The sequence below is a fragment of the Gilliamella sp. A7 genome, from assembly GCF_002142015.1.
Taxonomy (GTDB): domain Bacteria; phylum Pseudomonadota; class Gammaproteobacteria; order Enterobacterales; family Orbaceae; genus Gilliamella; species Gilliamella apis_A.
In genome coordinates, this window is record NZ_NASN01000001.1 from 106,026 (window position 1) to 122,067 (window position 16,042).

General features: G+C 38.9%; 29 protein-coding genes and 1 pseudogene. 1 reads left to right on the forward strand and 29 read right to left on the reverse strand.

Translation table 11 applies throughout. From position 1 onward, the window contains the following. Positions 1-44: 44 nt before the first annotated feature. Positions 45-248 carry a SlyX family protein gene (locus B6D18_RS00435; RefSeq protein WP_216818788.1) on the forward strand — a complete coding sequence of 68 codons (204 nt, stop codon included), beginning with the start codon at positions 45-47 and terminating at the stop codon, positions 246-248. Positions 249-1,330: 1,082 nt separating this feature from the next. Here the strand turns inward: B6D18_RS00435 and rplQ are convergent. From rplQ to B6D18_RS12935, 29 genes and pseudogenes are all read right to left on the reverse strand, one after another. Next, a complete protein-coding gene (rplQ, locus tag B6D18_RS00445) occupies positions 1,331-1,717 on the reverse strand; it encodes a 50S ribosomal protein L17 (protein WP_086362668.1) in 387 nt (128 codons plus the stop codon). 29 nt (positions 1,718-1,746) lie between these two features. Beyond that, positions 1,747-2,736, reverse strand: coding sequence for a DNA-directed RNA polymerase subunit alpha (rpoA, locus tag B6D18_RS00450; RefSeq protein ID WP_034902352.1), 990 nt, complete (start codon positions 2,734-2,736; stop codon positions 1,747-1,749). A 25-nt stretch (positions 2,737-2,761) separates the two neighbouring features. Continuing rightward, complete coding sequence (gene rpsD, locus B6D18_RS00455; protein ID WP_065577881.1) at positions 2,762-3,382, reverse strand: 30S ribosomal protein S4; 621 nt, start codon at positions 3,380-3,382, stop codon at positions 2,762-2,764. Positions 3,383-3,428: 46 nt separating this feature from the next. Next, positions 3,429-3,818, reverse strand: a complete 390-nt coding sequence (gene rpsK / locus B6D18_RS00460) for a 30S ribosomal protein S11 (protein ID WP_025314405.1) — start codon at positions 3,816-3,818, stop codon at positions 3,429-3,431. A gap of 15 nt (positions 3,819-3,833) precedes the next feature. Beyond that, positions 3,834-4,190, reverse strand: a complete 357-nt coding sequence (rpsM, locus tag B6D18_RS00465; protein ID WP_086362669.1) for a 30S ribosomal protein S13 — start codon at positions 4,188-4,190, stop codon at positions 3,834-3,836. Between the two features lie 173 nt (positions 4,191-4,363). Continuing rightward, the gene (rpmJ, locus tag B6D18_RS00470; RefSeq protein ID WP_034884218.1) at positions 4,364-4,477 is read right to left on the reverse strand and encodes a 50S ribosomal protein L36; all 114 of its coding nucleotides are present in this window, start codon (positions 4,475-4,477) and stop codon (positions 4,364-4,366) included. 26 nt (positions 4,478-4,503) lie between these two features. Beyond that, positions 4,504-5,841: a preprotein translocase subunit SecY gene (gene secY, locus B6D18_RS00475; RefSeq protein ID WP_086362670.1), complete on the reverse strand. Its 1,338-nt coding sequence runs from the start codon at positions 5,839-5,841 to the stop codon at positions 4,504-4,506. An 8-nt stretch (positions 5,842-5,849) separates the two neighbouring features. Then, positions 5,850-6,284, reverse strand: a complete 435-nt coding sequence (rplO, locus tag B6D18_RS00480; protein ID WP_034902361.1) for a 50S ribosomal protein L15 — start codon at positions 6,282-6,284, stop codon at positions 5,850-5,852. A gap of 5 nt (positions 6,285-6,289) precedes the next feature. Next, the gene (gene rpmD / locus B6D18_RS00485) at positions 6,290-6,469 is read right to left on the reverse strand and encodes a 50S ribosomal protein L30 (RefSeq protein ID WP_025314400.1); all 180 of its coding nucleotides are present in this window, start codon (positions 6,467-6,469) and stop codon (positions 6,290-6,292) included. A gap of 6 nt (positions 6,470-6,475) precedes the next feature. Further along, positions 6,476-6,976, reverse strand: coding sequence for a 30S ribosomal protein S5 (gene rpsE, locus B6D18_RS00490; RefSeq protein ID WP_025314399.1), 501 nt, complete (start codon positions 6,974-6,976; stop codon positions 6,476-6,478). Positions 6,977-6,990: 14 nt separating this feature from the next. Further along, entirely contained in the window at positions 6,991-7,344 is a 354-nt protein-coding gene (gene rplR, locus B6D18_RS00495) for a 50S ribosomal protein L18 (protein ID WP_034902364.1), read from the reverse strand. A gap of 9 nt (positions 7,345-7,353) precedes the next feature. After that, positions 7,354-7,887 (reverse strand): 50S ribosomal protein L6, encoded by a 534-nt coding sequence (gene rplF / locus B6D18_RS00500; protein ID WP_086362671.1) that lies wholly within the window; start codon positions 7,885-7,887, stop codon positions 7,354-7,356. An 11-nt stretch (positions 7,888-7,898) separates the two neighbouring features. Further along, a complete protein-coding gene (gene rpsH / locus B6D18_RS00505; protein ID WP_034902370.1) occupies positions 7,899-8,291 on the reverse strand; it encodes a 30S ribosomal protein S8 in 393 nt (130 codons plus the stop codon). A 17-nt stretch (positions 8,292-8,308) separates the two neighbouring features. After that, complete coding sequence (rpsN, locus tag B6D18_RS00510; RefSeq protein WP_025314395.1) at positions 8,309-8,614, reverse strand: 30S ribosomal protein S14; 306 nt, start codon at positions 8,612-8,614, stop codon at positions 8,309-8,311. An 11-nt stretch (positions 8,615-8,625) separates the two neighbouring features. Further along, on the reverse strand, positions 8,626-9,165 hold the full coding sequence (gene rplE, locus B6D18_RS00515; protein WP_025314394.1) for a 50S ribosomal protein L5: 540 nt from the start codon (positions 9,163-9,165) through the stop codon (positions 8,626-8,628). A 17-nt stretch (positions 9,166-9,182) separates the two neighbouring features. Next, entirely contained in the window at positions 9,183-9,497 is a 315-nt protein-coding gene (rplX, locus tag B6D18_RS00520) for a 50S ribosomal protein L24 (RefSeq protein ID WP_065651344.1), read from the reverse strand. Between the two features lie 10 nt (positions 9,498-9,507). Then, positions 9,508-9,879 carry a 50S ribosomal protein L14 gene (gene rplN / locus B6D18_RS00525; RefSeq protein WP_025314392.1) on the reverse strand — a complete coding sequence of 124 codons (372 nt, stop codon included), beginning with the start codon at positions 9,877-9,879 and terminating at the stop codon, positions 9,508-9,510. A gap of 194 nt (positions 9,880-10,073) precedes the next feature. Beyond that, entirely contained in the window at positions 10,074-10,334 is a 261-nt protein-coding gene (gene rpsQ, locus B6D18_RS00530; protein ID WP_025314391.1) for a 30S ribosomal protein S17, read from the reverse strand. Between the two features lies 1 nt (position 10,335). Further along, on the reverse strand, positions 10,336-10,527 hold the full coding sequence (rpmC, locus tag B6D18_RS00535; protein ID WP_034902373.1) for a 50S ribosomal protein L29: 192 nt from the start codon (positions 10,525-10,527) through the stop codon (positions 10,336-10,338). Further along, positions 10,528-10,938 carry a 50S ribosomal protein L16 gene (rplP, locus tag B6D18_RS00540; RefSeq protein ID WP_025314389.1) on the reverse strand — a complete coding sequence of 137 codons (411 nt, stop codon included), beginning with the start codon at positions 10,936-10,938 and terminating at the stop codon, positions 10,528-10,530. A 12-nt stretch (positions 10,939-10,950) separates the two neighbouring features. Continuing rightward, positions 10,951-11,688 (reverse strand): 30S ribosomal protein S3, encoded by a 738-nt coding sequence (gene rpsC, locus B6D18_RS00545; RefSeq protein WP_034884234.1) that lies wholly within the window; start codon positions 11,686-11,688, stop codon positions 10,951-10,953. A gap of 14 nt (positions 11,689-11,702) precedes the next feature. Next, positions 11,703-12,035, reverse strand: coding sequence for a 50S ribosomal protein L22 (gene rplV, locus B6D18_RS00550; RefSeq protein WP_034884235.1), 333 nt, complete (start codon positions 12,033-12,035; stop codon positions 11,703-11,705). A 13-nt stretch (positions 12,036-12,048) separates the two neighbouring features. Next, positions 12,049-12,327 (reverse strand): 30S ribosomal protein S19, encoded by a 279-nt coding sequence (rpsS, locus tag B6D18_RS00555; RefSeq protein WP_024496505.1) that lies wholly within the window; start codon positions 12,325-12,327, stop codon positions 12,049-12,051. Between the two features lie 19 nt (positions 12,328-12,346). Continuing rightward, positions 12,347-13,171 (reverse strand): 50S ribosomal protein L2, encoded by an 825-nt coding sequence (gene rplB, locus B6D18_RS00560; protein ID WP_034902376.1) that lies wholly within the window; start codon positions 13,169-13,171, stop codon positions 12,347-12,349. 18 nt (positions 13,172-13,189) lie between these two features. Continuing rightward, positions 13,190-13,492, reverse strand: coding sequence for a 50S ribosomal protein L23 (gene rplW, locus B6D18_RS00565; RefSeq protein WP_034885052.1), 303 nt, complete (start codon positions 13,490-13,492; stop codon positions 13,190-13,192). Next, on the reverse strand, positions 13,489-14,091 hold the full coding sequence (gene rplD / locus B6D18_RS00570; RefSeq protein WP_034902381.1) for a 50S ribosomal protein L4: 603 nt from the start codon (positions 14,089-14,091) through the stop codon (positions 13,489-13,491). The genes rplW and rplD overlap by 4 nt, the downstream gene beginning before the upstream one ends. Before the next feature lie 16 nt (positions 14,092-14,107). Continuing rightward, on the reverse strand, positions 14,108-14,734 hold the full coding sequence (gene rplC, locus B6D18_RS00575; protein WP_034902384.1) for a 50S ribosomal protein L3: 627 nt from the start codon (positions 14,732-14,734) through the stop codon (positions 14,108-14,110). 31 nt (positions 14,735-14,765) lie between these two features. Continuing rightward, positions 14,766-15,077 carry a 30S ribosomal protein S10 gene (gene rpsJ / locus B6D18_RS00580; protein ID WP_006120582.1) on the reverse strand — a complete coding sequence of 104 codons (312 nt, stop codon included), beginning with the start codon at positions 15,075-15,077 and terminating at the stop codon, positions 14,766-14,768. Positions 15,078-15,434: 357 nt separating this feature from the next. Beyond that, positions 15,435-15,876, reverse strand: a pseudogene (locus B6D18_RS12935) (pseudouridine-5'-phosphate glycosidase); the annotation flags it as partial. Positions 15,877-16,042: the final 166 nt, after the last annotated feature.

A 16,042-nucleotide genomic window follows, 5' to 3' on the forward strand; every position in this document is an offset into this window, starting at 1 on the left:
TTTTACTTACAATATAAAATTACTTAGCAATTAATGAATATACTATGAACCAACAACTGGAATTATTAGAGACTAAAGTCGCATTTCAAGAAATGACCATCGAAGAACTCAATCAAATGGTTGTTAATCTTCAAACAGACATTAGCAAACTTAAAGAACAACTAATATTGTTATCACAAAAATTACAGGCTACGCAAGCCTCAAATATTGCTAACTTATCAGAAGAAACACCACCGCCTCATTATTAAATCCGAATTTAATAATTCTAGGAACTCAAGTGCTACTTTTCACGGAATCCCCCCTGGTAAGAAAGCAGAGAAATTAAAGCCAATAAGTTACTACTTTATTTACCCATGGTATGGAAACACGCCAGTTAAAGTTGTAAATACAGGCTCTAAAATCATGATTATTTTTGCATTGCTTACAGGGACGTATTTCTTTCCAACAAATTACAAAACAAATCGTAAAAATTGTAGCAATAAAAATACTAACGATAAACCATATTAAAGTAATTAAACTGATGCTTGTCGGCCAACTTTTGGCAAATACAGAAATAATTAGGCTTGCTGTACCAGTAAAAAGGATTTGTATACAAATTAACGGCAAAATTGCTGTTTTTTGAACTAATCAACTATCAAAAACAAAAGATATTGCTTAAGCTAGTGCAGAAATTAAAAATCAGAGTTGATTGATGCTTAAAGATCAATTATTTGATAAAGACAAAAATCAAAGCCAACAAGAATCGGTAATAAGAGCCAAAATATAACTAATGGCTTTTCTTTAAAAAAGAACCAACCAAAATTGGTGATATTAATATCGATAAAATCATAATTAAAGAGCCTTCACCTAATTGCGCTCCAATACTTATTGCTAATATCCATAAAATGACATTAGTTGATTGGTAAACAGCCAGTTATTATTGCTCTTGGTACATTTGTCAAATTGATTCATTGTTAAGTACTTAAACAGACCGAAAATAAAATAATACAGGAAGAGAGAAATCTTAATCGCATAAAAACTAAAGGAGGCATTCTAAAATTGCGTCTTTTGAAGAAATTCAACCAACTACGGCAAAATAGTAACTAACACTAAAATCCATTCACCATTCTGTTTAACGTCTATCATATTGCTACTAGTTTACTTAACATTAGATTGCTAATTTGAACATTAAGATTTAACTGAGTAAATATCGACAATAATTTATACTAAATTCTGAAAAAAGTAGATAAGATGATTTATATAGTGTAAGTAAATAAAATTAACCAAATTGGTAATATCTAGATAATAAAAAACCGGCTAAATAGCCGGTTTTAATTTAAGCTTTAATTATTTATTCAGCTGCCACTTCTGCTTCTACTGCAGGGCGATCAACTAATTCAATATAAGCCATTGGAGCATTATCTCCATCACGGAAACCACATTTTAAAATGCGAACATAACCACCTGGACGGGTAGCAAAACGTGGGCCTAAATCAGAAAATAATTTTTTTACTGTATCTTTATCACGGATACGAGCGAAAGCCAGACGGCGATTAGCTACGCTATCGCTTTTAGCTAGCGTAATTAACGGCTCAACGACACGACGCAACTCTTTTGCTTTAGGCAATGTTGTTTTGATAATTTCATGTTCAACTAATGAACTTGTCATATTACGAAACATCGCTTGACGATGGCTGCTATTTCGGTTCAGTTGACGACCACTTTTACGATGGCGCATAACTTTATCCTTCTTATATAAATTTTATCTTAGTCTTCAACAATACTTGCTGGTGGCCAATTCTCAAGACGCATGCCTAAAGATAAACCACGAGATGCGAGCACATCCTTAATTTCGGTAAGAGATTTTTTACCAAGATTAGGGGTTTTAAGTAACTCAACTTCGGTACGTTGCACTAAATCACCAATATAATGAACTGCTTCTGCTTTTAAGCAATTAGCAGACCGAACAGTTAATTCCAAATCATCTACTGGACGTAAAAGAATTGGATCAAATTCCGGTTTATCTTCTTTGACTTCTGGTTGACGTACATCACGTAAATCAACAAAAGCTTCAAGTTGTTCAGCCAAAATAGTAGATGCACGACGAATAGATTCTTCTGGATCGATAGTACCATTGGTTTCCATATCGATAACAAGTTTATCTAGGTCAGTACGTTGTTCCACACGAGCAGCATCGACAGAATAGGCAATACGCTCAACTGGACTATAACATGCATCAACTAATAGACGACCGATAGGTCGTTCTTCATCTTCTGACTTAACTCGAGCAGAAGCAGGGACATAACCACGTCCTCGTTGTACACGAATACGCATACTAATTGAAGCATTGGCATCAGTAAGATGACAAATTACTAAATCAGGATTAACAATTTCAACATCACCATCATGAGTGATATCTGATGCAGTTACAGCACCAACGCCTGATTTATTTAAAGTCAGCATAACATCATCTTTGGTATGTACACGAACCGCTAATTTTTTCAAATTAAGCAGAATATCAAGCACATCTTCTTGAACGCCTTCTTTAGTACTATACTCATGCAGAACACCGTCAATTTCAACTTCGGTCACTGCATATCCCGGCATAGATGATAATAAAATGCGGCGTAGTGCATTACCTAAAGTATGTCCAAAACCACGCTCAAGTGGCTCTAAAGTCACTTTCGCATGAGTTGGGCTGTATTGAACAACGTCAACTAGGTGAGGTTTTAAAAACTCTGTTACAGAACCCTGCATTATGTCCTCTCTTAAGTGCTAAACTTTACTTAGAGTAAAGTTCGACGATCAAATGTTCGTTGATGTCAGCAGATAAATCTGAACGTTCTGGTAAGCGTTTAAATACACCTTCCATTTTGCTAGCATCAACTTCTAACCATGTTGGTTTTTCACGTTGTTCAGCTAACTCTAAAGCGGCTTTAATACGTGCTTGTTTTTTTGATTTTTCGCGAACACTAATAACATCTTCAGGTGAAACTTGATAAGATGCGATGTTCACAACGTGACCATTAACAAGAACAGCTTTATGACTAACTAATTGACGAGCTTCAGCGCGAGTTGCACCAAATCCCATACGATAAACAACGTTATCTAAGCGACGTTCTAAAAGAGCAAGTAGGTTTTCACCAGTATTACCTTTAATACGTGCTGCATTTTTGTAGTAATTACGGAATTGACGCTCTAGAATTCCATAAATACGTCTAACTTTTTGTTTTTCGCGTAACTGAACACCATAATCTGATAAACGCGGTTTACGCGCACCATGTTGTCCAGGAGCTTGTTCTAACTTACATTTACTATCAACCGCTCGGACGCCAGACTTAAGGAATAAATCTGTACCTTCACGACGACTTAATTTGAGCTTTGGTCCCAAATATCTTGCCATTTTTTTTCTCCAATAATCCTATAAACATTCAATGTTTAATAAAAAATTAAACACGACGTTTCTTTGGTGGACGACAACCGTTATGAGGAATCGGAGTTACATCAGTAATATTAGTGATGCGATAACCCGCTGCATTTAATGCACGAATTGTTGACTCACGACCAGGACCAGGTCCTTTAACCATAACTTCCAGATTCTTAATTCCGTAGTCTTTTACAGCTTCGGCACAACGTTCTGCTGCTACTTGAGCTGCAAAAGGAGTTGATTTACGAGAGCCGCGGAAACCAGAACCACCAGCGGTTGCCCAACCCAACGCATTACCTTGACGATCGGTAATTGTTACGATTGTATTGTTAAATGATGCATGAATATGAGCTATACCATCAGAAACTTGCTTTTTAACACGTTTACGTGTACGAACAGGTGTCTTTGCCATTTATTATCACCTCAATTATTTCTTGATTGGCTTACGCGGTCCCTTACGGGTACGAGCGTTAGTCTTAGTGCGTTGACCACGGACAGGAAGTCCACGACGATGACGCACACCACGATAACAACCAAGGTCTAATAAACGCTTGATACTCATAGTTACTTCACGACGTAAATCACCTTCAACAGTGAATTTAGCGACTTGTTCGCGTAACTGTTCAATCTGATCTTCAGATAGTTCTCTGATCTTAACATTTTCAGGAATACCCGCTTCAGCACAAATTGTCTTTGCACGAGTACTACCGATACCATAAATTGCTTGTAACGCAATCACAGCATGTTGTTGATCAGGAATGTTAATGCCTGCTATACGGGCCACTATGCACTCCTTTATTGTTAATGTTCAGCAGATCCACCATACTGAAAAGCCCGTTTTCAGGATACTCAAACGATGGATCTACAAAAAAATTTTTTAGGCTGGCTATTCTAGCCAGCTTTACTATACTTTGGCAAGTAAAATATGCAAAAGTTCAACTTTACAGTTAAGTGATATTAACCTTGACGTTGTTTATGTTTACCTTCAATGCAAATAACACGAACGATGCCATTGCGTTTGATGATTTTACAATTTCTGCATAATTTCTTGACTGAAGCACGAACTTTCATTTTTTTCTCCGTAACTTCTGGCTAACTTATCGGCCGTAGCCTTTAAGATTCGCTTTCTTTAACACTGACTCATAACGATTTGGCATCATTAAAGTCTGTACTTGTGCCATAAAATCCATGATTACAACAACTACAATTAATAATGATGTTCCACCAAATTGAACTGGAACTTTCATCGCACTTGTCATAAACATTGGTACCAAACATACAAGAGTAATGTAAATAGCGCCAATTAGCGTTAAACGTGTCATTACTTTGTCAATATACTTCGATGTTTGTTCACCTGGACGGATACCTGGAATAAATGCACCAGATTTTTTTAACTGATCTGCTGTTTCTCTAGGATTGAAAACCAATGCCGTATAGAAGAAACAGAAGAAAATAATCGCGACAGCAAAAAAGATTATGTATAACGGTTGATCATGAGAGAAATATTGTCCGATAAGAAGAAAAATATATCTCCATCCCTCACCGTTTCCTTGGAACCAAGAAGCCATCATTGATGGTAACATAACAATTGTTGAAGCAAATATAGCAGGAATAACACCCGCCATATTAATTTTTAATGGTAAATGTGTGCTTTGTGCAGCATACACACGGCGACCTTGTTGTCTTTGCGCGTAATTGACAACGATACGTCGTTGACCACGTTCAACAAAAACAACAAAGTAAGTCACACCAACCACTAATGCTGCGACTACTAATAATAAAATCGGATGCAATGAACCAGAACGAGCTTGTTCAATCGTTTCATATATTGCATGAGGAAGACCTGCCACAATACCCGCAAAGATAATGATAGAAATACCATTACCTACACCGCGTTCCGTGATTTGCTCACCCAACCACATAAGAAACATAGTGCCAGTAACTAAGCTAATCGATGCAATAAAATAGAAAGAAAATCCTGGGTTAATCACAACACGACTATACTCAGGAATATTCGGTAAACCAGTCGCAATACCAACCGCTTGTACAATCGCTAAAGCTAATGTGCCATAACGAGTATACTGGCTGATTTTTTTACGACCTGATTCACCTTCTTTCTTCAATTCTGCTAATTTAGGGTTAATTGCCGTTAATAACTGCACAATAATAGATGAAGAAATATAAGGCATTATCCCTAAAGCAAAAATTGAAGCACGGCTTAAAGCACCACCAGAGAACATATTGAACATACCTACAATACCATTAGATGATTTTTCCAGTAAGTCCGATAACGCTTTAGTATCAATACCAGGAACCGGAACGTAAGAACCAAGACGGAAAACAATAAGCGCTAAAAGCACAAATAATAAACGTCTTTTAAGCTCACCACTACCGCCTCGTGTGCTTTGAAAATCTAATCCTGGTTGCTTTGCCATCTTTCTAATTATTCCTCAATTTTTCCGCCAGCAGCTTCAATTGCAGCTTTAGCACCTTTAGTTACTCGAATACCACGAACTGTTACTGGTTTAGTAACTTCTCCAGATAACATGATTTTTGCATATTCGATTTGTGAATTAATCACATTAGCAACTTTCAAGCTATTTAGGTCAACAATATCACCTTCAACTTTCATTAAATCAGAAAGTCGAACTTGTGCTGTTACCATAGCTTTACGTGAGGTAAAACCAAATTTTGGTAAACGACGATATAAAGGCATTTGACCACCCTCGAAGCCACGACGAACGCCGCCACCTGAACGTGATTTTTGACCTTTGATACCACGAGTACCAGTTTTACCTAGCCCAGAACCGATTCCTCGGCCCACGCGCTTAGATGCATGCTTTGAACCTTCAGCAGGAGATAAAGTATTTAAACGCATTACTATTACTCCTCAACTTTAACCATGTAATAAACTTGGTTTACCATACCGCGAATTGCTGGTGTATCTTCACGCTCAACAGTATGACCAATACGACGTAATCCTAAACCAACTAACGTTGCTTTATGCTTCGGTAGACGGCCAATAGAACTACGAGTTTGTGTAATTTTAATTGTCTTTGCCATGGCTAATTACCCCAAAATTTCTTCGACGGTTTTACCACGCTTAGCAGCAACCATTTCTGGAGATTTCATATTTTCTAAGCCATCAATAGTCGCACGAACCACGTTAATTGGGTTAGTAGAACCATATGCTTTAGCTAGAACGTTACGAACACCAGCAACTTCTAATACAGCACGCATTGCACCACCGGCGATAATACCAGTACCTTCTGATGCTGGTTGCATATAAACACGAGAACCTGTATGAGCACCTTTAACTGGATGCTGTAAAGTATCGTTATTTAACGCAACATTAATCATATTACGACGTGCTTTTTCCATTGCTTTTTGGATTGCTGCTGGCACTTCACGTGCTTTACCATATCCAAAACCAACGCGGCCATTACCGTCACCAACCACTGTTAGTGCAGAAAAACTAAAAATACGACCACCTTTTACGGTTTTAGAAACTCGGTTAACTGCGATTAATTTTTCCTGCAGTTCACCAGCTTGTTTTTCGATGTTTGACATCTTTAACTCCTACCTTAGAACTGTAGGCCAGCTTCGCGAGCAGCATCTGCTAGCGCCTGAACTCGACCATGATATTGGAAACCTGAACGATCAAAAGAAACTTCTTTGATATCTTTCGCTAATGCACGTTCTGCAATTGCTTTACCAACTGCTGCTGCTGCATCTTTGTTTCCAGTGTATTTTAAACTTTCACTGATAGCTTTTTCTAATGTTGAAGCCGCTGCCAGTACTTCTGATCCGTTTGGTGCGATAATCTGCGCATAAATATGACGCGGAGTACGGTGAACTACTAAGCGAGTTGCAAGTAGTTCTTGCATCTTACGACGCGCTTTAGTTGCACGACGGATACGAGCTGATTTCTTATCCATAGTGTTACCTTACTTTTTCTTAGCTTCTTTAGTACGCACAACTTCATCTGCGTAACGAACACCTTTACCTTTATAAGGTTCAGGACGACGATAAGCACGGATATCAGCAGCTACTTGTCCAATTAACTGTTTATCAGCACTTTTCAGAACGATTTCAGTTTGAGAAGGACATTCAGCTGTTACACCTGCAGGTAATTCATGATCAATTGGATGTGAATAACCAAGAGATAAACCAATTGTATTACCTTTAACTTGTGCACGATAACCGACACCAACTAGCTGAAGTTTTTTAGTAAAACCTTCAGTAACACCAATAACCATTGCATTAATTAATGCACGAGCAGTACCTGCTTGTGCCCAAGCGTCAGCAAAACCGTCACGAGGCGCAAATGTAATTTGGCCTTCTGCTTGATTAATAACAACAGCTTTATTTATTTCACGAGATAACTCGCCATTTTTACCTTTAATCGTAATTACCTGATCATTGAGTTTTACCTCTACGCCAGCAGGAACAACGACAGGTGCTTTTGCAACACGAGACATTTTTTTCTCCCTTACGCTACGTAGCAGATAATTTCACCACCAAGACCTGCTTGGCGTGCTGCACGATCAGTCATAACACCTTTAGAAGTAGAAACAACTGCAATACCTAATCCAGCCATTACTTTTGGTAATTCATCTTTACGTTTATAAATACGTAAACCTGGACGGCTAACACGTTTAATACTTTCTACTACAGCCTTACCTTGGAAATATTTTAAGGTGATTTCCAATTCTGGTTTAGTGTCACCAACTACTTTATAGTCCCCGATATAACCTTCTTCTTTTAGCACATTGGCAATTGCCACTTTTAGCTTAGAGGAAGGCATGGTGACTGCAACTTTATTCGCAGCTTGACCGTTACGAATGCGGGTCAACATATCTGCTATAGGATCTTGCATGCTCATCTATAACACTCCCCTGATTACCAACTTGCCTTTTTAAGACCAGGAATCTCACCACGCATGGCTGATTCACGAACCTTAATACGGCTTAAACCAAACTTACGAAGGACGCCATGAGGACGACCGGTTTGACGACAACGACGACGTTGACGTGATGGACTAGAATCACGAGGAAGCGTTTGCAATTTAAGCACTGCATTCCAACGATCTTCATCTGATGCATTAAGATCAGAGATAATCGCTTTTAATTCTTGACGCTTTGCAAAATATTTTTCTGCTAGCTTTACGCGTTTCTTATCGCGTTCAATCATTGATTGTTTAGCCATTATGCCCTACCTTACTTACGAAATGGGAAGTTAAAGGCAGATAATAAAGCTCGGCCTTCTTCATCAGATTGTGCAGTTGTTGTGATAGTGATATCTAAACCACGAACACGATCAACTTTATCATAATCGATTTCAGGGAAAACGATTTGTTCACGAACACCCATGCTATAGTTACCACGACCATCGAAAGATTTTGCGCTTAAACCACGAAAATCTCGAGTACGAGGAAGAGCAATATAAACTAGACGTTCAAAAAATTCCCACATACGTTCGCCACGTAAAGTGACTTTACAACCAATAGGATACCCTTGACGGATTTTAAAACCAGCAACTGATTTGCGTGCTTTAGTGACTAGTGGTTTTTGACCACTGATTGCTGCTAAATCTGCAACCGCATTATCTAATAATTTCTTATCAGTAATTGCTTCACCCACACCCATATTCAAGGTGATCTTTTCGATCCGAGGGACTTGCATGACAGATTTGTAGCCAAACTGTTCTTGCAGTTTATTTACTACCTGTGCTTTGTAGTAATCATGCAGTTTCGCCATCGTACACTCCAAATTACTTAATTGATTAATTTATTAGTAGACTTATAAAAACGGACTTTTTTACCGTCTTCAAAACGAAAGCCTACGCGATCTGCTTTGCCTGTATCAAGGTTAAAAATTGCCACGTTAGAAACGTTAATTGGCGCCTCTTTCTCAACAATTCCACCTTCTTGATTTAATGCAGGTACTGGTTTTTGGTGTTTTTTCACCAAATTGATACCTTCAACAATCACTTTACCAGTAGACAAAACACTTTTTACTTTACCGCGTTTACCTTTATCTTTACCGGCTAACACGATAACTTCATCTTCTCGACGGATTTTAGCTGCCATTACCCGCTCCTTACAGTACTTCTGGTGCTAATGAAATGATCTTCATAAACTTCTCAGAACGAAGTTCACGAGTGACCGGTCCAAAAATACGCGTACCAATCGGTTGCTCACTGTTATTATTTAAAATAACACAAGCATTGCGATCGAAACGAATGACAGATCCATCAGGACGACGAACACCTTTTCGAGTGCGCACCACCACAGCTTTAAGTACATCACCTTTTTTAACTTTACCACGTGGAATAGCTTCTTTAATGGTAACTTTGATGATATCACCTACCGCTGCATAACGACGATGCGATCCACCGAGAACCTTGATACACATTACGCTACGTGCGCCAGAGTTATCAGCAACATCGAGCCTAGTCTGTTCTTGGATCATTTTAATGCTCCGTATAAATTAATTATTGTCTAATCTACCTTCATCCACCTCAACTACCATGGATAAGAATAGACAACCAAAAACCCACTTACGTGAGGGCGCATAGTATAACACCACTCAAATGAAATGGATAGCATAAAATAAACGGCTAGTGAGCCGTTTATTATATTATGTACAGTTTTTAATCAAATAGATTAGCTAACTGCTTTTTCAACGATTCGAACAAGAGTCCAAGATTTGGTTTTTGATAATGGACGACACTCTTTAATTTCTACAGTATCACCAATACCACACTCGTTGTTTTCATCATGTACATGCAATTTAGTCGTACGTTTAATGAACTTACCATATAACGGATGCTTCACTTTACGTTCAATAGCTACAGTAATAGATTTATCCATTTTGTCGCTAATAACACGACCTTGCTGAGTACGAATTTTTACTTCAGTAGTCATATTACGCACCCGCCTTCTCAGTTAATAACGTTTTAACTCGTGCAATATTACGACGCACTTGTTTTAACATATGAGTTTGTGTTAACTGACCTCCAGCTAATTGCATACGTAAGTTAAATTGCTCACGTAATAAATTAAGAAGTTCAGTATTTAACTCTTCAACGCTTTTTTCGCGTAGCTCTTTTGCTTTCATTTACATCACCGTCTTAATCACAAAGGTGGTTTTAATTGGCAGTTTTGCAGCTGCCAACGCAAATGCTTCACGAGCAACTTCTTCCGGTACACCGTCCATTTCATAAAGGACTTTACCTGGTTGAATCTGAGCAACCCAGTATTCAACGTTACCCTTACCTTTACCCATACGCACTTCAAGTGGTTTTTCAGTAATTGGTTTATCAGGGAAAACTCGAATCCAGATTTTACCTTGACGCTTAACTGCACGAGTCATTGCACGACGTGCTGCTTCGATCTGGCGCGCAGTCAAACGACCACGACCCACAGCCTTAAGACCGAATGTACCGAAACTTACATCAGTACTCACAGCAAGACCACGATTGCGGCCCTTGTGCACTTTACGGAATTTTGTACGCTTTGGTTGTAACATCAGCGACGCTCCTTATTGTTTTCGGCCTTTGCGCTGCTTTTTCGGTTGAGCAGCAGGTTGTTTTTCTGCTTGTTCAACGGCAGCCATACCACCAAGGATCTCACCTTTGAAGATCCACACTTTAACACCAATAATACCATAGGTTGTCAATGCTTCTGATAAACCATAGTCGATGTCCGCTCTTAATGTATGTAATGGTACGCGACCTTCACGATACCACTCACTACGAGCAATTTCAGCGCCGCCTAAACGACCACTTACTTCAACTTTGATACCTTTAGCACCCGCCTTCATTGCATTTTGTACCGCACGTTTCATTGCACGACGGAACATAACACGGCGTTCTAACTGAGAGGTAATACTGTCAGCAACTAATTTAGCATCTAGTTCTGGTTTACGAACTTCAGCAATATTAATTTGTACTGCAACATCACGTTTCTCTTTTTTGTCTTTGTATTTATTGACAATAGAAGCTACGGCATTACGTAATTTTTCAACGTCCTCACCTTTTTTACCAATCACAATACCTGGACGAGCAGTGTGAATAGTAATGCGAACGTTAGTTTCTGCTGAACGATCGATAACAATTTTAGAGATTGATGCTTGTGCTAATTCTTTATTTAAGAATTCACGCACTCTAAAATCACTTTCTAAATTATCAGCGAATGTCTTTGTACCCGAATACCATGTAGATGTCCAAGGCTTGACGATGCCTAGTCGGATACCATTTGGATTTACTTTTTGACCCATTGCTATTCTCCAGCCTAGCGATCTGAGACGATCACGGTGATGTGACTCGTACGCTTCAAAATTCGATCTGCACGACCTTTCGCACGAGGCATAATACGCTTCATGGTTGGGCCTTCGTCTACGAAAATTTTCGCAACTTTCAGATCATCAATATCAGCACCATCGTTATGCTCTGCATTAGCAATAGCAGACTCTAATACTTTTTTAACAAGTACAGCCGCTTTTTTATTGGTGTACGTTAAAATATCAAGTGCCTGAGACACTTTTTTACCGCGAACAAGATCTGCAACTAAGCGAACTTTTTGTGCAGAAGAACGAGCGTGGCGGTACTTTGCAATTGTTTCCATCTCTTTCTCCTACTTATTTCTTCTTAGCTTTCTTATCCGCAGCGTGGCCGCGATAAGTACGAGTCGGCGCGAATTCACCCAATTTATGACCAACCATTTCGTCGGAAACATAAACTGGAACGTGCTGACGACCATTATGGACAGCGATGGTCAATCCGATCATGTTAGGAAAGATCGTTGAACGACGGGACCAAGTACGAATTGGTTTCTTGTCCCCGCTTTCCACCGCTTTCTCTACCTTCTTCAGCAAGTGTAGGTCAATAAAAGGACCCTTCTTGAGAGAACGTGGCATAGCTAATCCTCTATATTAATTATTTCTTATTGCGACGGCGAACAATATACTTATCAGTACGTTTGTTGCTGCGCGTTTTCAATCCTTTGGCTTTTTGACCCCATGGAGACACAGGATGTTTACCAAAGTTACGACCTTCACCACCACCATGTGGATGGTCTACCGGGTTCATTGCTGTACCACGAACAGTAGGACGAACACCACGCCAACGCGTTGCACCCGCTTTACCTAGTACGCGAAGCATATGTTCTGAGTTACCCACTTCACCAATAGTGGCGCGGCAATCAGATAATACTTTACGCATTTCACCTGAACGTAGACGTAATGTTACATAAGCACCATCACGAGCAACGATTTGAACATAGCTACCAGCTGAGCGAGCAAGTTGTCCGCCTTTACCTGGTTTCATTTCAATATTATGCACGGTAGAACCTACTGGAATATTGCGCATTGGTAAACAGTTACCTGTTTTAATCGCTGCATCAACACCAGATTGGATCTGATCACCTGCTTTTAAGCCTTTAGGCGCTAAAATATAACGACGTTCACCGTCTTTATATAGAACCAATGCAATATTTGCACTACGGTTCGGATCATATTCCAAACGTTCAACAACTGCTGGAATACCATCTTTATTACGCTTAAAGTCGACAATACGATAATGTTGTTTATGACCACCACCGATATGACGGGTAGTGATACGACCATTATTATTGCGACCACCAGTTTTGCTTTTTGTATCAAGCAACGGTGCATAAGGCTTACCTTTATGCAACTCTGGGTTAACCACTTTAACAACGTGGCGACGACCCGGAGATGTAGGTTTACACTTAACAACTGCCATTGTTCTTACTCCTCCGAATTACTCAGCGACGCCAGCAAGGTCTAAATTTTGACCTTCTGCTAAAGTAACGTAAGCTTTTTTCCAGTCGCTACGGCGACCGATTTGTTGACCACGACGTTTTACTTTGCCTTTAACAACAAGAGTATTAACGTCATCTACTTTGACTTCAAATAGTTGTTCAACTGCGGCTTTAATCTCTCTCTTAGTAGCATCTTTAGCAACTTTCAATACTAATGTATTTGTTTTTTCCATTGAAATAGATGCTTTTTCAGAAACATGTGGTGCTCGCAGGACTTTAAGCAGACGCTCTTCACGAATCATGCTAACATCTCCTCTACTTGTTTAACGGCATCAACAGTGATAACCACTTTGTCAAATGCAATCAAACTAACTGGATCAATACCTGCCACATCACGCACATCAACTTTATATAAGTTACGTGCTGCTAAGAAAAGATTTTCATCAACTTCAGAGGTAATGATTAGAACATCTTTTAGATTCATATCATTTAATTTCTGAGTTAATAATTTAGTCTTAGGTGCTTCAACAGTAAATGTTTCAACCACGATTAAACGTTCTTGACGCACTAATTCAGAGAAAATACTCTTTAATGCACCACGATACATTTTACGGTTAACTTTTTGGCTATGATCTTGTGGTTTTGCTGCAAATGTTACACCACCACTACGCCAAATTGGGCTCTTAATAGAACCTGAACGAGCACGACCTGTGCCTTTTTGACGCCATGGTTTTTTGCCTGAACCAGCGATTTCTGCACGAGTTTTTTGTGCGCGAGAGCCTTGACGAGCAGCAGATGCATAAGCAACAACTACTTGGTGAACTAACGCTTCATTAAACTCACGTCCGAAGGTAGTTTCGGAAACAGAAAGCGCTTGCGCGTCTTTTACTACTAATTCCATCTCTATCTCCTCGACGTTAAGCCTTGATTGCCGGTTTAACAATTACGTCACTATTGATCGCGCCTGGTACTGCACCTTTAATTAATAAAAGGTTACGTTCAGCATCAACACGTACAATATCTAAGTTTTGAACAGTTACACGTTCATTACCTAAGTGACCTGCCATTTTACGACCTTTGAACACTTTACCTGGAGTTTGGTTTTGACCAATAGAGCCATGACCACGGTGTGCCAAAGAGTTACCATGAGTAGCATCTTGAGTGCGGAAATTCCAACGTTTAGTTACGCCAGCGAAACCTTTACCTTTAGATGTACCAGTAACATCAACTTTTTTAACGTCTGTGAAAATATCAACGTTAATGCTTTGACCTACAGTATATTCGCCTTCTTCAAAACGGAATTCCCATAGACCACGACCAGCTTCAACGCCAGCCTTAGCGAAATGACCTGCTTCAGGTTTGTTTACGCGGCTTGCTTTTTTGCTGCCTGTAGTAACCTGAATAGCTTGATAACCGTCATTTTCAAGTGTTTTAACTTGAGTAACGCGGTTGCTTTGAACTTCAACTACGGTGACAGGAATAGAAACACCCTCTTCGGTGAAGATTCGTGTCATTCCTACTTTACGACCGATTAAACCAATCATTGTTTCGACCTCTCAATCATTCAGCTTAGGATTAACCTAAACTGATCTGCACATCAACACCGGCAGCAAGATCTAGACGCATTAAAGCATCAACTGTTTTTTCAGTTGGCTCTACAATATCAACTAGACGTTTATGAGTGCGAATCTCATATTGATCACGCGCATCTTTATTAACGTGCGGAGAAATCAATACTGTGAAACGCTCTTTGCGTGTCGGTAATGGAATAGGACCACGAACTTGTGCGCCTGTGCGCTTCGCAGTTTCTACAATTTCAGCAGTTGATTGATCAATCAAACGATGATCAAACGCTTTTAACCGGATACGGATTCTTTGGTTCGACATGAGACCAGAGCTCCACTATTTAAAAGTTATAACAAAAGATTACTCCTCTTGCCCTGTTTCGATTGACAGGAGAGTGTAATCCGTTCTTTTCGTAATCCCCAAATCGGAGATATTGTTGATATAATGCAATATTTTGACATAAAGACTATATCTTTTTACGCATTGTTTATTGAAATAATCAGCAAACAAAGTGCGACAATTATACGGGATTTATCGGCTAATGCAAGGAGTAATTATAAAAACTTGTGTATAATTATCTAATTGATTAGCTAATAATGGAACAGTAATCATAGTAATGCTGTTTCAGCATTTAAAAGCAGTTTAGATTACAAAATACAATTTTTAATTGCATTAAATTTATTTATTATTACGATAATTCATCGTAATTTCAGAAGCTAATTTTGCATTAGTAAAGACAAGATTGATATTTGCTTCTAAACTATCACCACCAGTTAACTCCACCACTTTTGCCAATAAAAATGGAGTAGTTTCTTTACCTTTAATGCCTTGTTCAACTGATTCTTTTAATGTTTTTTCAATTGTTGCTAAAATTAACTCTTCATCCATTGCATATTCTGTTGTGATAGGATTAGCAACCATAAACCCACCAAATGTTCCTGGATATTCCATAATCTAAAATTGATTTAACATCAGCACAAACAACTGCAACACCGATATTCGCAAGTTCTTGGAGATCGGCTGAAATATCAAAAGTATGTTCTGCCCCACGATGAACACCACCTAGACCACCGGTTGCAAACACACGAATACCGGTTAATCCAGTGATAATCATATTTGAGTCAAATTCATAATGTAACCAAGCTAAACTAGAACGGATAATGCCTAACATGTCAGCAATCATTTGTTGTTGGATGAAGAGATCTTTGCGAATAATCGTGAGGATCTGCTTTTCTCTTTTATTCATAAACACCTGTTTATTTTTAAGCATATGTTTAGTCTCTAGC

Excerpts from the sequence above, each read along its gene's own strand:
- rpmJ (WP_034884218.1), bottom strand. The coding sequence starts at position 4,477 with ATGAAAGTTCGTGCTTCAGTCAAGAAATTATGCAGAAATTGTAAAATC.
- rpmC (WP_034902373.1), bottom strand. The coding sequence starts at position 10,527 with ATGAAAGCAAAAGAGCTACGCGAAAAAAGCGTTGAAGAGTTAAATACT.
- rplO (WP_034902361.1), bottom strand. The coding sequence starts at position 6,284 with ATGCGTTTAAATACTTTATCTCCTGCTGAAGGTTCAAAGCATGCATCT.
- rpsE (WP_025314399.1), bottom strand. The coding sequence starts at position 6,976 with ATGTCAAACATCGAAAAACAAGCTGGTGAACTGCAGGAAAAATTAATC.
- rpsC (WP_034884234.1), bottom strand. The coding sequence starts at position 11,688 with ATGGGTCAAAAAGTAAATCCAAATGGTATCCGACTAGGCATCGTCAAG.
- rplP (WP_025314389.1), bottom strand. The coding sequence starts at position 10,938 with ATGTTACAACCAAAGCGTACAAAATTCCGTAAAGTGCACAAGGGCCGC.
- rplR (WP_034902364.1), bottom strand. The coding sequence starts at position 7,344 with ATGGATAAGAAATCAGCTCGTATCCGTCGTGCAACTAAAGCGCGTCGT.
- secY (WP_086362670.1), bottom strand. The coding sequence starts at position 5,841 with ATGGCAAAGCAACCAGGATTAGATTTTCAAAGCACACGAGGCGGTAGT.
- rpmD (WP_025314400.1), bottom strand. The coding sequence starts at position 6,469 with ATGGCAAAGACAATTAAAATTACACAAACTCGTAGTTCTATTGGCCGT.
- B6D18_RS00435 (WP_216818788.1), top strand. The coding sequence starts at position 45 with ATGAACCAACAACTGGAATTATTAGAGACTAAAGTCGCATTTCAAGAA.
- rpoA (WP_034902352.1), bottom strand. The coding sequence starts at position 2,736 with ATGCAGGGTTCTGTAACAGAGTTTTTAAAACCTCACCTAGTTGACGTT.
- rpsD (WP_065577881.1), bottom strand. The coding sequence starts at position 3,382 with ATGGCAAGATATTTGGGACCAAAGCTCAAATTAAGTCGTCGTGAAGGT.
- rpsH (WP_034902370.1), bottom strand. The coding sequence starts at position 8,291 with ATGAGCATGCAAGATCCTATAGCAGATATGTTGACCCGCATTCGTAAC.
- rplB (WP_034902376.1), bottom strand. The coding sequence starts at position 13,171 with ATGGCAGTTGTTAAGTGTAAACCTACATCTCCGGGTCGTCGCCACGTT.
- rplN (WP_025314392.1), bottom strand. The coding sequence starts at position 9,879 with ATGATCCAAGAACAGACTAGGCTCGATGTTGCTGATAACTCTGGCGCA.
- rplC (WP_034902384.1), bottom strand. The coding sequence starts at position 14,734 with ATGATTGGTTTAATCGGTCGTAAAGTAGGAATGACACGAATCTTCACC.
- rpsJ (WP_006120582.1), bottom strand. The coding sequence starts at position 15,077 with ATGTCGAACCAAAGAATCCGTATCCGGTTAAAAGCGTTTGATCATCGT.
- rplQ (WP_086362668.1), bottom strand. The coding sequence starts at position 1,717 with ATGCGCCATCGTAAAAGTGGTCGTCAACTGAACCGAAATAGCAGCCAT.
- rpsS (WP_024496505.1), bottom strand. The coding sequence starts at position 12,327 with ATGCCACGTTCTCTCAAGAAGGGTCCTTTTATTGACCTACACTTGCTG.
- rplD (WP_034902381.1), bottom strand. The coding sequence starts at position 14,091 with ATGGAATTAGTAGTAAAAGACGCGCAAGCGCTTTCTGTTTCCGAAACT.
- rpsQ (WP_025314391.1), bottom strand. The coding sequence starts at position 10,334 with ATGACTACTGAAGTAAAAATTCGTACTCAGCAAGGTCGTGTTATTAGC.
- rplE (WP_025314394.1), bottom strand. The coding sequence starts at position 9,165 with ATGGCGAAACTGCATGATTACTACAAAGCACAGGTAGTAAATAAACTG.
- rplF (WP_086362671.1), bottom strand. The coding sequence starts at position 7,887 with ATGTCTCGTGTTGCAAAAGCACCTGTCGTTGTTCCTGCTGGCGTAGAG.
- rplW (WP_034885052.1), bottom strand. The coding sequence starts at position 13,492 with ATGATTCGTGAAGAGCGTCTGCTTAAAGTCCTGCGAGCACCACATGTT.
- rplX (WP_065651344.1), bottom strand. The coding sequence starts at position 9,497 with ATGGCAGCTAAAATCCGTCGAGAAGATGAAGTTATCGTGTTAGCCGGT.
- rpsN (WP_025314395.1), bottom strand. The coding sequence starts at position 8,614 with ATGGCTAAACAATCAATGATTGAACGCGATAAGAAACGCGTAAAGCTA.
- rpsK (WP_025314405.1), bottom strand. The coding sequence starts at position 3,818 with ATGGCAAAGACACCTGTTCGTACACGTAAACGTGTTAAAAAGCAAGTT.
- rplV (WP_034884235.1), bottom strand. The coding sequence starts at position 12,035 with ATGGAAACAATTGCAAAGTACCGCCACGCTCGTTCTTCTGCACAAAAA.